Here is a 15289-nt window from a genome sequence, read left to right on the forward strand (position 1 = left end):
GCACTCGCTTTCCGAAAGGAACGCTGATTGGTGCGTTAGTTCAGCTGGTTAGAATACATGCCTGTCACGCATGGGGTCACGGGTTCGAGTCCCGTACGCACCGCACTTTTTAAAACGCAAAAGTCTCAAAGCAGATGCTTTGAGACTTTTGCATTTTGTTTGTTAGCGCCCGCCGTGGCCATGAATAGATCTTGTAGAAATCAATACTCATAAAGGTATAAAAATAAAACGTCCCCCGATTTGAGCATCGTTGAGAGGCTTGGGGGGTTCTCTCTCAGTTCGGTGACGGTGCTGTGACGGTGCCACGGCGTGTCATGGTTTCCAGAATCCCTCTTGTTTTTTCAAAGAAAAAGGTTGCAACGTGAAGTTGCAACCTTGTCCGTGATCCGCTTGGGGCTCGAACCCAAGACCCCAACATTAAAAGTGTTGTGCTCTACCAGCTGAGCTAGCGGATCAACTCTATTGCTGTTAAGCGGGTGCAAAGATAGGAACTCCTTTTCATATAGACAAGCCTTTTCTATCTTTTTTTCAGGAAATGTCCAAAAAAACGTTCGAATGAGGCTCCGTTTGCCTTCCGATAAATTCCCGTTTGCCTTCCGTTTGCCTTCCGACAGGTTCCCGTTTAGCTTCCGTTTGTTTTTCCGATGTTATGGGAAATATACAAAAAACAAGCGATGCACCCCAATCAGAGCACATCGCTTGCAAATCATTTTCAAAACGGGTCGGAAAGAGGCGACTCGAACGCCCGACCCCTACGTCCCGAACGTAGTGCGCTACCAACTGCGCTACTTTCCGATTTCACGCTGCAAAATTAGGGTGTTTTTTCCGAACTTCCAAAATCTTTTTGAGAAAAGTGAGTTTTGGGCATCACAAAGGCGCTTTCTGCTGTGATGGCTAAGGCTGTTTGCGTTGCGCCTCACTTTTTCACTATCACGTCAATGACGACTTTGGCGTGTTCGGGGTCATTGGTGATGAGAAGAATTCTTCTTCTTCCTTTGAACTTGTCAGACATTTCGCTGACGGAGATTTTGAGTTTTTCAACGGCGCCGGGCTTCAGCGTGCGTTTGCCAAGGCTGACGGAGATTCCGGGATTATAAACTTGCAGTGCCTTGACAACGAGCGGCGAGTGTCCGGTGTTGCGAAGCAGGATTTGTCCGCTTGCCTTGCGGCGTTTGTCGGATGCGGTAAGCACGATGGTGGTGCTGTCAATGGCGAGTGAGGGTGCGAGTTCTGTTTGTGGCGGCAGGTCGGTGAAGTCCGGTAGCAGTGTGGTGGAGACGTTGATTTCGTTTTCTTTGTTGACGCGGTCTCCTTCGAAGCGACTGAGGTAGATGCTCGTCTGCGTCAGCCCCATGTTTTGCAGTTTTTCGCTGTTCAGCGTGACGTAGAGGCGCCCCACGCTGCCCGGGCGGATGACTTCGGGTTCGGCAACGGCGGAAAGATAGCGCGGGAGGTGCATGAGTTGCGGTCGGTAGGACATTTTGCTGCCGTTATATACCTGCAAGGCAAAGACGGGTCGGTCGCCGCGGTTCACGTCGTCAAACTCAATGTCGTCCGTGTTGAGGTAATAGTCGCCAATTTGGAAGGGGAACTGGTCAGAGTTTTCAACCATGGTTTGGGAAACATTGCCCATGATGCGAAGGTAAACGGGTTCTTTGACGCCTTCCACATAGACAGCGACAGACTTGGAGAAGTGTCCGAGAAGTTCGGCATTATAGGAAACGCAGATTTCTCCCGTTCCGCCCGGTTCGATTTCTTCTTTCGGGAAGGAAACGCTGGTACATCCGCAGTCAGTTCTCACGTTGGTGATGCGGAGAGGGTTGGAAGACTTGTTAGTCAGTTTGAAAACAGCGGTTTTCGGTTGTTCCCAGAGAATTGTTCCCATGTTGCGGGTGGTCTGCTCAAAGACAAGCAGAGGTTGTGCCTGCAAAACGGAAAAGAAGGAGAGGAAGGAAAGGAGGAGTAACGTCTTTTTCATAAATATGTGCTAAAGAGCGGTCTTTCAATGAGTGAAAATGAGGAGTAAAGGCGGGGCGCCACACATGGAAAGTGGCGTTTCGCCGCCGCGAAGTTAAGAAAAAATGCCGAAGAGTGTCGCTTTTGAGGATATGTTGCTAAATTTGCTTCGTTTAAAGAGGCGTTTTTCTTCTTGAATCGTCTTTTCTTACGTCTTTGTTTTTGTGACGTCTTTTTTACTTATGACAAAATTCATCTCTTGGAACGTCAATGGGCTGCGCGCCTGTGACAAGAAAGGTTTCCGCGAAATTTTCACTCGGCTTGACGCCGACTTCTTCAGTTTGCAGGAAACCAAAATGCAACCCGGTCAGTTGGACATGGAGTTCCCCGGCTGGCATTCTTATTGGAACTCGGCTGAAAAGAAAGGTTATTCCGGCACTGCGGTCTTCTGCAAAGAGGAACCGTTGAACGTCACCTATGGTCTCGGCATTGAGGAACATGACCACGAAGGTCGCGTCATCACACTTGAAATGCCGGACTTCTTCCTCGTCACGGTCTATGTGCCGAACTCGCAGGAGGAACTGCGACGCTTGGACTATCGCATGACTTGGGAAGACGCCTTCCGTGCCTATGTCAAAGGGCTTGACGTACAAAAACCGGTTATTGTCTGCGGCGACTTGAACGTGGCGCACCAAGAAATTGACCTCCGAAACCCTGCCACCAACCATTTCAGTGCAGGCTTCACCGACGAGGAAAGAGGAAAGTTCACGGAACTCCTTGAAGCGGGGTTCACTGACACTTTCCGTCACCTTCACCCGGAAACCGTCGAAGCCTACTCCTACTGGTCCTACCGTTTCAAAGCGCGGGAGAAGAATGCAGGCTGGCGCATTGACTACTACGTCGTCAGCAACCGCCTCGCCGACCGCATTGAAGACGCCTCCATCCTCGCCGATGTCTTCGGTTCTGACCACTGCCCCGTCAGCCTCGTGCTGAAAGATTGAACGTGCTGCGACTTTCGTCCTCTCTGTGTTTGTAACGAGAGGAACATATACTTTTAGAGGAACATATACTTTTATAAGAAATAAACGCATTCAACATGAAAGATTTTTTCAAGTACACTCTGGCGACCGTGCTGGGCATTGTGATTGTGCAGGTCTTTGCAGCCATCCTCGGCTTCATCATGCTCATCGCCATTTCCGTGGGTTCACAAACCACCCCGACCATTGAGAAAGGCAGCGTTCTGCGCATCAAACTGACAGGCGAACTCTGCGAACGCGCCACCGAAAACCCGTTTGCCGAACTGATGGGCAACGAACTCTTGACCTCCCAAGGACTCGACGACCTCCTCGCTGCCATCAAAGTTGCCAAAGAAAACGACAAAATCAAGGGAATATATCTTGAAGCCGGTGTGATGCAGGCTGACTATGCTTCCTTCCAGGAACTACGCAAGGCTCTCCTTGATTTCAAACAAAGCAAAAAGTTCATCGTGGCATACGGCGACAACTACTCGCAAGGAACCTACTGGGTGGCAAGCGTCGCTGACAAGGTGCTGCTCAATCCCTCCGGCATCGTGGATTGGCACGGCATCGCCGCGCAGCCCATCTTCTACAAAGACCTTTTGGAAAAAATCGGTGTGAAGATGCAGGTCTTCAAGGTCGGTACGTTCAAAAGCGCCGTCGAACCCTACATCCTCACTTCCATGAGCGAAGCCAACCGCTTGCAGGTGCAGTCCTACATTGACGACATCTGGAGCGGCGTCTGCAAGGACGTGGCGGAAGCGCGCAAAGTCTCCGTGGACAGTCTCAACGCCTATGCCAACAACTATGCAAGACTGAGTTTGGCTGAAAACTATGTGAAGATGCAACTCGTTGATTCGCTTGCCTACATCGACGGCGTGCGCGACCGTCTGCGCGTCCTCTGCGACAAAGAAAAGGAAGTGAAGTTCGTCAGTCCTTCCGAACTCGCCAAGCTGGACAAACCCTCCTCCGCAACAGAAGAAATCGCAGTCTTCTATGCCGAAGGCGACATCGTGGATGAAGCCGCACAGAATCCCTTTGGCGGAAACACCTCACAAATCGTTGGTTCTGAAGTGGTCAAGGAATTGGACAAACTGATGAACGATGAAAACGTCAAAGCCGTTGTTCTCCGAATCAACTCCGGCGGTGGAAGCGCCTATGCCTCCGAACAAATGTGGCGCGCCATTCAACTCTTGAAGGCAAAGAAACCCGTGGTCGTCTCCATGAGCGGACTCGCTGCTTCCGGCGGCTACTACATGTCCTGCGGAGCTGACTACATTATCGCCGAACCCGCCACGCTGACGGGCAGCATTGGCATCTTCGGCATGGTGCCCGACGCTTCGGGACTGCTGACCGAGAAACTCGGACTCCACTTTGACGTGGTCAAGACAAACACTTCCGCAGACTTCGGCGCTATGGGACGTCCTTTCAATCCCGAAGAAGCCAACGCGATGCAGCAATACGTAAACAACGGCTACGCACTCTTCCTCAAACGTGTGGCAGAAGGTCGCGGCATGAAAGTGGAAGACGTGGACAAAATCGCACAAGGACGCGTCTGGACCGGCAACCAAGCTCTCGGCATCAAACTCGTGGACAAAATCGGAACGCTCCAAGACGCTGTGCAGGAGGCTGCCAAGAGAGCCAAACTCAAAGATTATGCCGTCACCGCCGCACCCGCCAAGGCCGACTGGATGGAAAACCTGATGAAACAGGCAACCCAGGACGACTATCTGGAACAGAAAATGCAGTCCGTGCTCGGCATCTACTACCGCCCGCTGCAATTCGTCGGTTCACTCGGACAACGTGCACAAATCCAGGCACGCATCCCCTACGAACCTAACCTCTTCTAAGCGGCATGAACCCCTCCCTCCTTCTCGCTCCGCTGACCATCCCGCTGTCGTGGGCGTATGACGCCGTGACAACGGTGCGCAACCTGCTGTTCGACCGAGGCGTCCTTCCCTCCGAACGTTTTCCGCTGCCGGTCATCGGCGTGGGAAACCTTGCCGTGGGAGGTACGGGGAAAACGCCACACGTGGAACACATCCTGCACCTCCTTCACGAACAGGGACTCCGCCCGGCGATGCTCTCGCGAGGCTACGGCAGAACGACCCGCGGCTTTCGTGCCGTCGAAGAGGGAGAGACGGGAGCCACCTGCGGCGACGAACCGTTTCAGGTGAGCCGCAACTGCCCCTTTGCCCACGTGGCGGTTTGCGAGGACCGAAGGGAAGGCATTCGCCGACTGCTGGCGCGCTGGCAGGACACGGATGTGGTCGTTTTGGACGACGCCTTTCAGCATCGCTACGTCCGTCCGGGGCTTCAGGTACTTCTGACCGACGCAGCACGCCCCTTCACCAAGGACCACGTGATGCCGTGGGGACGGCTCCGAGAAAACCGTCGGGGAGCAAAACGTGCTGACGTGATTGTCGTGACGAAATGTCGCGACGGGCAAACGCCCTCCGTCCCGCTCGCTCCGGGACAGCACCTCTTCTTCAGTCGCATCGTCTATGCTCCGCTCCGCCCCTTCCTCGTTGAGAGCGCCGAGAACGTGGAGACGAAAGGCAAGCGCGTGCTGCTGATTTCCGGCATCGCCAACCCACGCCCTTTGGCGGAACATCTCCGCCGGACGGGAGCGAAGCAGGTGGAGCAACTGGACTTTCCTGACCATCACCGCTTTACGTCGCAGGACGCAGCACGCATGGCGCGAGCCGGCAAAGAAGCGGAACTCATCGTCACCACCGAAAAAGACGCCGTGCGCTTGAACGCCGTGGCGCAGGAACTTCCTTCCGACATACTTCAAAAGATATATGTGCAACCCATCACCGTGAGCATGGCTCCCGCAGAGGGCGAAGCACAAACTTTCCAACAAATCATTCAAGACTATGTTACAGCAAATCAAAGAAACCGCTGAATGGATTAAGCAGCACACCGCGATGCGCCCGCTGACCGCCATCGTGCTCGGCACGGGACTCGGACGCCTGGCGCAAGAAATTGAAATCGTTGAAGCCTTCCCCTATCAAGACATTCCCAACTTCCCCGTCAGCACGGTGGAAGGACATTCCGGAAAACTCATCTTCGGACGTCTGGGCGGCAAAGACGTCATGGCACTTCAAGGACGCTTCCACTTCTACGAAGGCTACAACATGAAGCAGGTGACCTTCCCCATCCGCGTCATGTATGAACTGGGCATTCAAAACCTCTTTGTCAGCAACGCTGCCGGCGGCATGAACCCGGACTTTGAAATCGGCGACTTGATGCTCATCACAGACCACATCAACTTCATGCCGGAACACCCGCTCCACGGTCCGAATTTCCCGACCGGTCCGCGTTTCCCGGACATGCACGAAGCCTACGATCACCAGTTCCTCGACATGGCACGCGCCATTGCCAAAGAAAAAGGCATTCGCACCGTTGAAGGCGTCTATCTCGCCACACAGGGACCGACGTTTGAGACGCCGGCGGAATATAAAATGTATCACATCTTCGGTGCTGACGCCGTGGGCATGAGCACCGTGCCGGAAGTCATCGTCGCTCACCACTGCGGCATCCGCGTCTTTGGCGTCAGCATCATCACCGACCTCGGTGTGGAAGGCAAGATTGTCGAAGTCAGCCACGAAGAGGTGCAGAAAGCCGCCGATGCCGTGCAACCGCTCATGGCTGAAATCTTCCGCGAAATGGTGAAACGCATCTGACTCCCTCTCACCGGAGCATCGAACCAAAACCACGTTCGACGCTCCGGTGATTTTGTCTAAAAAACAAAAAAACGTACTTTTGCCACGCGACTTAAGATATTAACGCCGCTCCGACACCTTATTATATAATAGGCGTTACTTCTCGATTATATAATAGGCGTTACTTCTCAAAATCAATACTATCAAAATCACATACCAACATGAGTCTTAAAATTGTTGTACTTGCCAAGCAAGTGCCCGACACTCGGAATGTCGGCAAGGACGCGATGACGCCCGAAGGAACCGTCAATCGCGCCGCCCTGCCTGCCATCTTCAATCCCGAGGATTTGAATGCGCTGGAACAAGCGCTGCGTTTGAAAGAATCTCACCCCGGCACCACCGTGCATCTCCTGACCATGGGTCCTCCCCGCGCCACGGAAATCATCCGCGAAGGACTCTATCGCGGTGCTGACGGCGGCGTGCTCCTCACCGACCGTGCTTTCGCCGGCGCTGACACCCTCGCCACCAGTTATGCACTGAGCCAAGCCATCAAGAAGATGGGCATGCCCGACATCGTTCTCTGCGGACGCCAAGCCATCGACGGCGACACCGCACAGGTCGGACCGCAAGTGGCACAGAAACTGGATTTGAACCAAGTGACCTACGTGACCAACGTGGACTCCGTTGCCGATGGAAAAATCACGCTGACCCGCAGCATTGACGGAGGCATCGAACGCGTGGAAGCTCCGCTGCCCATCCTCTTGACCGTCAATGGCAATGCTGCGCCCTGCCGTCCCCGCAACGCCAAACTCGTCATGAAGTTCAAACGCGCCACCGCGCCGATGGAACGTCCCGCCGACGGCAACATCCCCTACGCGGAAGAATATGAGAAGAAACCTTGGCTCACCGTCTCCCAGTGGAGCGTTGCTGATGTGGACGGAGATCTGCAGCAGTGCGGTCTCTCCGGTTCTCCCACCAAGGTGAAAGCCGTGCAAAACATCGTCTTCAAAGCCAAAGAGAGCAAACATCTCACCGGCTCGGACAACGATGTCGAGAGTTTAGTCAAGGAATTGTTGGACAGCCATACCATCGGATAAATCATGAACAACGTATTTGTATATTGCGAAATAGATAAGTTTACCGTGGAGGAGGTCTCCTTCGAACTCCTCACCAAGGGTCGTAAACTTGCCAACGAACTCGGTGTGCAACTCGAAGCCATCGCCGCAGGCAGCGGCATCACGGGTAAAGTGGAGAAGGACATCCTTTCCTACGGCGTGGATAAACTTCACGTCTTTGACGGAGAAGGACTCTATCCCTACACCTCCAAACCGCACACCAGCATCCTCGTCAATCTCTTCAAAAAAGAACAGCCCCAAATCTGCCTCATGGGTGCCACCGTCATCGGACGTGACCTCGGTCCCCGCGTCAGTTCCTCGCTCACCAGCGGTCTGACTGCCGACTGCACCGCCCTTGAAATTGGAGACTATGATGACCGCAAGAGTGGCAAACACTATGAAGGTCTGCTCTATCAGATTCGCCCCGCTTTCGGCGGCAACATCGTTGCCACCATCGTGAACCCCGACAATCGCCCGCAAATGGCAACCGTCAGAAGCGGCGTGATGAAAGCGGAGAAAGTGGCAGAATACTACAACGGCGAGATTGTCTATCATGAAGTTGCCGAGTTTGTGCCCGACACGGACTATGTGGTGAAGGTCTTGGAACGCCACGTTGAAAAAGCCTCCAACAACCTCAAGGGTGCACCCATCATCGTGGCAGGCGGCTACGGTGTGGGCAGCAAGGAAGGCTTTGACCTGCTCCGCAAACTCGCAGAAGAACTCCATGGAGAAGTCGGTGCAAGCCGTGCCGCCGTTGATGCGGGCTTCTGCGACCACTCCCTGCAAATCGGACAGACCGGCGTCACCGTGCGTCCCAAGGTTTATATTGCCTGTGGTATCAGCGGCGCCATCCAGCACGTGGCGGGAATGAAGGAAAGCGGAATCGTCATCTCCATCAACACCGACCCCGAAGCGCCCATCAACCAAATCGCTGACTACGTCATCACAGGCAGCGTGGAAGAAGTCGTTCCCAAATTCATCAAGTCCTACAAAGCGAACAGCAAATAATCCAAGAAAAATGGCTAACAACTATACTGACCATCCCGAACTGAAGTTTGAGTTGAACCACCCGCTCATGAAGCGCATCGTGGAACTCAAAGAACGCGATTTCCGTGACAAGGAAGACTATGACTACGCGCCGCTCGATTTCGCCGACGCCATGGATAACTATGACCGTGTGCTCGACATCACCGGAGAATTGGCAGGAACCACCATCGCCGACAACGCAGAAGGCGTGGACCTTGAAGGACCGCACCACGTCGGTGACCGTGTTCACTATGCTTCCGGCACGCAAGCCAACCTCGACGCAATGGTGAAAGCAGGTCTCAACGGCATGACCATGCCGCGACGCTACGGCGGTTTGAACTTCCCCATCACGCCCTACACCATGTGTGCAGAACTCGTCGCAGCCTCCGACGCCGGCTTTGGCAACATCTGGAGTCTGCAGGACTGCATCGAGACACTCTATGAGTTCGGAGACGAAGACCAGCACTCACGTTTCATTCCCCGCATCTGCGCCGGAGAAACCATGTCCATGGACCTCACCGAGCCCGATGCCGGAAGTGACCTCCAGAGCGTCATGCTCAAAGCCACCTACGACGAAGAAGCAGGCTGCTGGCGTCTGAACGGCGTGAAGCGTTTCATCACCAACGGCGACGCTGACCTTCACCTCGTACTGGCACGCTCGGAAGAAGGAACGACCGACGGACGCGGACTCTCCATGTTCATCTATGACAAGCGCGACGGAGGAGTCAACGTGCGACGCATCGAGAACAAACTCGGCATCCACGGAAGTCCGACCTGCGAGTTGGTTTATAAGAACGCCAAGGCAGAACTCTGCGGCAATCGAAAATTGGGTCTGATTAAGTATGTCATGGCACTCATGAACGGTGCCCGCCTCGGCATCGCCGCCCAGAGTGTCGGTATCTCGCAGGCCGCCTACAACGAAGGACTTGCTTATGCTCGTGACCGCGAACAGTTCGGCAAACCCATCATTCAGTTCCCCGCCGTGCGCGACATGCTTTCCAACATGAAAGCAAAACTCGACGCCGGTCGCGCCCTGCTCTATCAGTGCGCCCGCTATGTGGATATCTACAAAGCACTCGACGACATCAGTCGCGAGCGCAAACTGACGCCCGAAGAACGTCAGGAGCAGAAACTCTACAGCAAACTTGCTGACTCCCTCACGCCCCTCGCCAAAGGCATGAACTCGGAATATTGCAACCAGAACACCTACGACGCCATCCAAATCCACGGCGGTTCAGGCTTCATGTTGGACTATCCCATTCAACGCTACTATCGCGACGCCCGCATCACTTCCATCTATGAAGGAACGACGCAGTTGCAGGTGGTGGCAGCCATTCGCTACGTCACCAACGGTTCCTACCTCGCTCAGATGAGAGAGTTTGAACAGGCGGAAGTCAGCGAAGAAATGCGTCCGCTGCTGGAGAAAGCAAAGGTCATGGCTGACAAGTTTGAGGAAGCCGTTGAACACGTGAAGAACGCTGCCGACCAGCCGCTCCACGACCTCTGTGCCCGTCACCTCGTGGAAATGGCTGCCGACATCATCATGTTGCACCTCCTGCTCCACAACGCCACGGCTGACGCCGACCTCTTTGCCAAGAGTGCGAAGGTCTATGCCCGTCTTACCGAATCAGAAATTGCTCGCCACCACACCTACGTCATGGGAACTACGCCCGAGACGCTTGCAGAATATGTGGAGGCATAATCATTCAAACTTTTAGTCTTTTCAGCGGGTGTGCAGGGCTTTCTCCCGCACACCCGCCTTTTCACTCTCGCCTCATGGATCTCCTTTCCGACTTCGCGAACGCTTTGGAGCGACACGTTGCCGAACGTCTTCGCCTCTGCGAAGACAGTCCGGACTATGTCTGCGAAGCCGTCCGCATCGCTGATGCCCACAACCTGCTCTTCATCACCGTCGAAGGCGGAACAACGGACGAGGAACACAACCTCTTCGCGCTCCGCGACCTCTGCCACCTCGACGACATGACGCTGAACTACGTCCCCGACCGGCAACGCATCGAGCGACTCGCCCGCCATCTACTCCTGCCCGGAGGGGCGGAGTGAATACATTGAGAGGACAATAAATTATTATAAATACTCATGGAGAAAGAAAGTTTTCACCACCGTCTGCCCGTACAGATTCGTTTCAACGACGTGGACAGTTACGGTCACGTCAATAACAACGCCTATTTTGCCTACTATGACCTCGGGAAGCAGGACTATCTGACCACCGTTCTCAAGGTGGACTATCGTTCCTCGGAAGTGGTTCCCGTCATTGCACACATCAGCGCCGACTTCATCGCTCCCGTCTTCTACGGCGACCCCATAGAAATCGAAACTCGCGTCTCCCACGTCGGCAACAAGAGTTTCACGCTCGAGCAAAGAGCCATCAACACCAAACGCGACGAGATTGTCTGCACCTGTACCACCGTCATGGTCTGCTTCAATCTCAAAACACAACAATCTGCCGACCTCCCGCAAGCCTATCGCCAAGCCATTGAGGCTTTTGAGATGCAGTGACTCACGTTTGCCGGATTTTCAGACACATTCTCTCCTAACATTAGACTTTTCACACCATGTCGCAACAGATTCGCTTCACCCCTTCCCCTGCCGCCGAGTTGGACTCTCTGCTCGGCAAACTCAACCCCGACCGCGTCTTCGTGCTCACCGACACGACTACCCACGCTCTTTGCCTGCCCCTGCTGAAAGAGTGCGCCGCCTTGCACGACGCACCCTGCATCACCATCGAAGCGGGTGACGTCCACAAGCATTTGGGCAGCCTCACCAGCGTCTGGTCCGCCCTCTGCGACGGACGTGCCACACGCCACTCGCTGCTCGTGAACCTCGGCGGCGGCATGGTGACGGACCTTGGAGGATTTGCCGCTGCGACCTTCAAACGCGGGATTCGCTTCATCAACGTACCGACCACCCTGCTCGGCATGGTCGATGCTGCCGTGGGCGGAAAGACCGGCATCAATTTCAACGGTCTCAAAAATGAAATAGGAGCGTTCCGCGAAGCCGATGCTGTCGTGGTGAGCACGGCTTTCCTCCGCACCTTGGACAGCGGTAATCTTCGCTCGGGCTATGCAGAGATGTTGAAACACTCGCTGCTCGAAAACCGAGAAGTGTGGTCTGCCCACTTGAAGTTTAATCTTGGAAATCCCGACCTTGCCACACTTCAGGAACTGGTGCGTCTCAGCATTGAAGTCAAGACGCGCATCGTGACGGAAGACCCTTGTGAGAAAGGCATCCGCAAGGCTCTCAACCTCGGTCACACCGCCGGTCACGCTCTCGAAAGTCTCGCATTGGAAAAAGAGAAACCCGTGTTGCACGGTTTTGCCGTGGCTTGGGGCATTGTCTGCGAACTCTTCATGAGTTGTGCCGAGGCAGGCTTCCCCGAGGAGGTCATGCGCCAAACCGTCGGTTTCATCCGCGAAACCTACGGTGTGCCCGACATCACCTGCAAGGACTACGACCGCCTCTATGCGCTCATGCTCCACGACAAGAAAAACGTCGGCAACGACATCCGCTTCACCCTCCTCTCCGACATCGGAACTCTGCGCCTTGACAGTCTCGTTCCCCAATCCCTCGTCTTTGAAAGTTTTGACTTCTTGAGAGAAGGTTAAACCGGTCAAACGGCAGGATGTGTCAAAATGCACATTTTGGCTTCACCCTCGAAGGTGCGTCAGAATGGCTAAGATGCAAGGCGCTGAGGATGAGGGTGCAGGGAGTGTACTGAAGTACATGACCAAGCCCGAAACCGATAGCAACGAAGCAGATTGGCTATTATGACACACCGCCGTCTGCTTATGATAATAAATCAAAGAAATATTTGAGGGGTGTTCTATAAATTACGGGATAAGGAACGTTCAAAAGAAAGTGCTTACGTTTTGGTCGCTTTTCGCTTCTTAGCGCGCCCTTTTGTAAGTTTCGTCAGGCACATAGCCCGCTATGCTCCCTCCTCAACTGACAAAAGTTCATCTCTAAGAAATCAAAAATCAACTCAACCTAATTTATAGAACACCCCTTGAAGCATAACCTCTGTCCATGCCGTCCCATTTCGCCTCCCGTCTGCTCTCTTTGGCACTTGTTTTTCTGATGCTCTGCGCTGCTGCCGCATGGTCGGGCAGTCTGTTGGGGCGTCCCTTGCAATCTTCTGCCGACTCCCCGACGCCGGCAGATTCTTTGCCGCCTGCCGATGTGCTCGCCCGCTTGTCGCTCACGGCGGACGACTTCCGCTTGGAGAAGACGGACAGTGCGGCGTGGGAAGTTTTTGATGCCGAGGGCGAAGTTGCGGGCTATGTCTTCGCTTCTGCGCCCTACGCCCCCAACACCGAAGGCTTCGCCGGACCAACGCCGCTCTTCATTCGCGTGGATTCCGACCTACGCATCGTTGCCTCCACAGTGGGCGAAAACGAAGAAACACCGGACTTCCTAAAAACTGCTTTCAGCGGCATTGCTCCCGCCTTCCAAGGGAAAACGCTCGCAGAAGCGACCGCCGTGCAACCCGATGCCGTCAGCGGAGCGACCTATACGTCTCATGCGCTCATTGAAAACTACCGGCTGACACTCTCCGCCCGTGCTGCCTCCGCCGCTTCGTCTCAGCGCACTCCCGCCCTCGGTTGGATTCGCACCGCCGCCGTGCTCGCCACGCTTCTCTTGGGAGTGGTCGTTTCCTTCCGCTTCCGCCGTGTGCGGTGGCTGACGACCGTCGTGCGCCTTTTGAACGTCGGTGTCTTGGGCTTTTGGTGTGGACAGTTCTTGTCGCTGACGCAGTTGCGCGATTGGGTGGCGCACGGTCTTGACCCCGTGGTCAGCCTTGCCGGGTTGGTACTCTTGCTCGTTGCCCTGCTCATGCCCTTCCTCGGTCGTCCGCACCACTACTGTCACTTTATTTGTCCGCTGGGCAGTGCACAAGCCTTGCTCGCCCAACTTCCTTTTCCAAAGATACGTGTGGGACAGAAGACGGCGCTCTTCTTCTCGCGTCTTCGTCTCGTGCTTTTCGCCGCCCTCATGGTGGGACTCTGGGCAGGCGTGGCGGTTGATATTCTTGACCTTGAACCCTTCTCCGCCTTTCAGTTCCACGTCGCCGCGCCCGTCGTCATGATTCTCTGCGGCGTCATTCTTTTCATCTCCTGCTTTGTGCCGCGCCTTTGGTGCCGCGCCCTCTGTCCGCTTGGCGAACTCCTCACCCTTGCGGAAGGCTCCCGCTTCAAGAAAAACTGAGTGTACGCGACACATTACCACCTTGCTCCTTTGACAGAAGCGATTCTTTGTCTCTTTGTCTCTTCATCTCTTCGACTCTTCATCTCTTCGTCTCTTTGTCTCTTCATCTCTTCATCTCTTCATCTCTTCGTCTCTTCATCTCTTTGACTCTTTGTCTCTTCATCTCTTCGTCTCTTCATCTCTTTGACTCTTTGTCTCTTAGTCTCTTCGACTCTTCATCTCTTTGACTCTTCATCTCTTCGTCTCTTCGTCTTTTTGTCTCTTTATCCTTAAATCTCCATGACATCGCAAAACAAACACGTGCTTCAAGGCATCGCCGCCGGACTTATCGCCGCCGTATGCTATGGCTTCATTCCCCTCTTCACGCTGCCTTTAAAGACCGGTGAGGGTGTTGAAAGTCTTTCAGATTCCACCATTCTTTTCTACCGTTTCGGACTCGCCGCCCTCATCATAGGCTTCATCATGCTGTGGCGTCGCGCCGATTTCCGCATCACTCGCGGGGAACTCGTCACGCTGACCTATCTCGCCTTCCTTTCCGACGGTTCCGCCCTCTTCCTCATTGATGGCTATGACTATCTCTCCTCCGGCGTAGCCACCACGCTCCACTTCATGTATCCCGTGATGACAGCCATCATCATGATGTGTTTCTACCACGAAGCGCGCCGTGTGAGCACGATTGCTGCCATCGTCATGGCAGTTGCAGGCGTCGGCATTCTCTCTTGGGATGGCGGACAGGAAGGCAGTCTCCACGGCGTCGCCGTTGAACTCATCTCCGCGTTGTGCTATGCGTTCTATCTCATCCGTGTCAATCGTTCTCGTGCAGCCCACATGGACACGTTGCGCCTTGTTTTCTACATTCTCGCCATTGGTGCGGTCATTTTCCTTTTTGACGCGCTTCGAGAAAACGCGCTTCGTTTGCCCGCTTACGGTTCACAGTGGGTGGACCTCGGCTCGCTTGCGCTCATCTGCACCGTGGTCACGAACCTCTGTCTCGTTGTTTCGGTGAAACGCATCGGTAGCACGATGACCGCTGTCATTGGTGCACTGGAGCCACTGACGGCAGTGGGCATCGGTTGTCTTCTTTTTGCCGAGCCTTTCACCTGGCAGGTGGCACTTGCCATTGCGCTCATCATCCCCGCTGTCGTCATCATCATTCTGACTCGTCACCGCTGAACTGCCGAAGGAAGTGATAAGTATATCGGTCGCTTTGGTTCGCCCAGTCGCTTTGCTCATGCTGCAAACGGCTGGGCGCTTTTGTGTTTTCAGCACGCAGGAGTGACTTGCC

The 15289-nt window shown here is 54.4% G+C and carries 13 protein-coding genes and 3 tRNA genes; 13 read left to right on the plus strand and 3 right to left on the minus strand.

The features are described 5' to 3' along the window. Positions 1–29 precede the first annotated feature (29 nt). A tRNA-Asp gene (locus I6E40_RS02075) sits at positions 30–103 on the plus strand. Positions 104–382: 279 nt separating this feature from the next. Here the strand turns inward: I6E40_RS02075 and I6E40_RS02080 are convergent. From I6E40_RS02080 to I6E40_RS02090, 3 genes are all read right to left on the minus strand, one after another. Then, positions 383–455 (minus strand) — tRNA-Lys (locus I6E40_RS02080). Between the two features lie 267 nt (positions 456–722). Next, positions 723–795: transfer RNA gene (locus tag I6E40_RS02085), tRNA-Pro, on the minus strand. A 121-nt stretch (positions 796–916) separates the two neighbouring features. Next, positions 917–1978, minus strand: coding sequence for a DUF1573 domain-containing protein (locus I6E40_RS02090; protein WP_235385193.1), 1062 nt, complete (start codon positions 1976–1978; stop codon positions 917–919). A 220-nt stretch (positions 1979–2198) separates the two neighbouring features. Here I6E40_RS02090 and I6E40_RS02095 point away from each other — a divergent pair, with 220 nt between their 5' ends. The 12 genes from I6E40_RS02095 (at position 2199) to I6E40_RS02150 (ending at position 15177) form a co-directional block, all read left to right on the plus strand. Further along, positions 2199–2957, plus strand: a complete 759-nt coding sequence (locus I6E40_RS02095) for an exodeoxyribonuclease III (protein ID WP_235385194.1) — start codon at positions 2199–2201, stop codon at positions 2955–2957. A gap of 95 nt (positions 2958–3052) precedes the next feature. After that, positions 3053–4822 (plus strand): signal peptide peptidase SppA, encoded by a 1770-nt coding sequence (gene sppA / locus I6E40_RS02100; RefSeq protein ID WP_235385195.1) that lies wholly within the window; start codon positions 3053–3055, stop codon positions 4820–4822. A 5-nt stretch (positions 4823–4827) separates the two neighbouring features. After that, a complete protein-coding gene (gene lpxK / locus I6E40_RS02105) occupies positions 4828–5880 on the plus strand; it encodes a tetraacyldisaccharide 4'-kinase (RefSeq protein ID WP_235385196.1) in 1053 nt (350 codons plus the stop codon). Further along, positions 5852–6661 carry a purine-nucleoside phosphorylase gene (locus tag I6E40_RS02110; protein ID WP_235385197.1) on the plus strand — a complete coding sequence of 270 codons (810 nt, stop codon included), beginning with the start codon at positions 5852–5854 and terminating at the stop codon, positions 6659–6661. The genes lpxK and I6E40_RS02110 overlap by 29 nt, the downstream gene beginning before the upstream one ends. Positions 6662–6861: 200 nt before the next feature. After that, complete coding sequence (locus I6E40_RS02115) at positions 6862–7737, plus strand: electron transfer flavoprotein subunit beta/FixA family protein (protein ID WP_235385198.1); 876 nt, start codon at positions 6862–6864, stop codon at positions 7735–7737. Between the two features lie 3 nt (positions 7738–7740). Next, entirely contained in the window at positions 7741–8763 is a 1023-nt protein-coding gene (locus I6E40_RS02120) for an electron transfer flavoprotein subunit alpha/FixB family protein (RefSeq protein ID WP_235385199.1), read from the plus strand. 10 nt (positions 8764–8773) lie between these two features. Then, on the plus strand, positions 8774–10483 hold the full coding sequence (locus tag I6E40_RS02125; protein WP_235385200.1) for an acyl-CoA dehydrogenase family protein: 1710 nt from the start codon (positions 8774–8776) through the stop codon (positions 10481–10483). A 74-nt stretch (positions 10484–10557) separates the two neighbouring features. Further along, positions 10558–10842, plus strand: a complete 285-nt coding sequence (locus I6E40_RS02130) for a hypothetical protein (RefSeq protein ID WP_235385201.1) — start codon at positions 10558–10560, stop codon at positions 10840–10842. Positions 10843–10878: 36 nt separating this feature from the next. Continuing rightward, a complete protein-coding gene (locus tag I6E40_RS02135; RefSeq protein WP_235385202.1) occupies positions 10879–11298 on the plus strand; it encodes an acyl-CoA thioesterase in 420 nt (139 codons plus the stop codon). 56 nt (positions 11299–11354) lie between these two features. After that, positions 11355–12404 carry a 3-dehydroquinate synthase gene (gene aroB, locus I6E40_RS02140; RefSeq protein ID WP_235385203.1) on the plus strand — a complete coding sequence of 350 codons (1050 nt, stop codon included), beginning with the start codon at positions 11355–11357 and terminating at the stop codon, positions 12402–12404. Between the two features lie 421 nt (positions 12405–12825). Continuing rightward, positions 12826–14004 (plus strand): FMN-binding protein, encoded by a 1179-nt coding sequence (locus I6E40_RS02145; protein ID WP_235385204.1) that lies wholly within the window; start codon positions 12826–12828, stop codon positions 14002–14004. A gap of 279 nt (positions 14005–14283) precedes the next feature. Then, on the plus strand, positions 14284–15177 hold the full coding sequence (locus tag I6E40_RS02150) for a DMT family transporter (protein WP_235385205.1): 894 nt from the start codon (positions 14284–14286) through the stop codon (positions 15175–15177). The last annotated feature ends 112 nt before the right edge of the window (positions 15178–15289 follow it).

Origin of the sequence: Prevotellamassilia timonensis (genome assembly GCF_021531665.1) — a bacterium.
In the GTDB taxonomy this organism is placed as follows: Bacteria; Bacteroidota; Bacteroidia; order Bacteroidales; family Bacteroidaceae; genus Alloprevotella.

Bases quoted from the DNA above. Each gene is read 5' to 3' on its own strand.
- I6E40_RS02090 (WP_235385193.1), bottom strand. From the start codon at position 1,978: ATGAAAAAGACGTTACTCCTCCTTTCCTTCCTCTCCTTCTTTTCCGTT.
- I6E40_RS02095 (WP_235385194.1), top strand. From the start codon at position 2,199: ATGACAAAATTCATCTCTTGGAACGTCAATGGGCTGCGCGCCTGTGAC.
- sppA (WP_235385195.1), top strand. From the start codon at position 3,053: ATGAAAGATTTTTTCAAGTACACTCTGGCGACCGTGCTGGGCATTGTG.
- lpxK (WP_235385196.1), top strand. From the start codon at position 4,828: ATGAACCCCTCCCTCCTTCTCGCTCCGCTGACCATCCCGCTGTCGTGG.
- I6E40_RS02110 (WP_235385197.1), top strand. From the start codon at position 5,852: ATGTTACAGCAAATCAAAGAAACCGCTGAATGGATTAAGCAGCACACC.
- I6E40_RS02115 (WP_235385198.1), top strand. From the start codon at position 6,862: ATGAGTCTTAAAATTGTTGTACTTGCCAAGCAAGTGCCCGACACTCGG.
- I6E40_RS02120 (WP_235385199.1), top strand. From the start codon at position 7,741: ATGAACAACGTATTTGTATATTGCGAAATAGATAAGTTTACCGTGGAG.
- I6E40_RS02125 (WP_235385200.1), top strand. From the start codon at position 8,774: ATGGCTAACAACTATACTGACCATCCCGAACTGAAGTTTGAGTTGAAC.
- I6E40_RS02130 (WP_235385201.1), top strand. From the start codon at position 10,558: ATGGATCTCCTTTCCGACTTCGCGAACGCTTTGGAGCGACACGTTGCC.
- I6E40_RS02135 (WP_235385202.1), top strand. From the start codon at position 10,879: ATGGAGAAAGAAAGTTTTCACCACCGTCTGCCCGTACAGATTCGTTTC.
- aroB (WP_235385203.1), top strand. From the start codon at position 11,355: ATGTCGCAACAGATTCGCTTCACCCCTTCCCCTGCCGCCGAGTTGGAC.
- I6E40_RS02145 (WP_235385204.1), top strand. From the start codon at position 12,826: ATGCCGTCCCATTTCGCCTCCCGTCTGCTCTCTTTGGCACTTGTTTTT.
- I6E40_RS02150 (WP_235385205.1), top strand. From the start codon at position 14,284: ATGACATCGCAAAACAAACACGTGCTTCAAGGCATCGCCGCCGGACTT.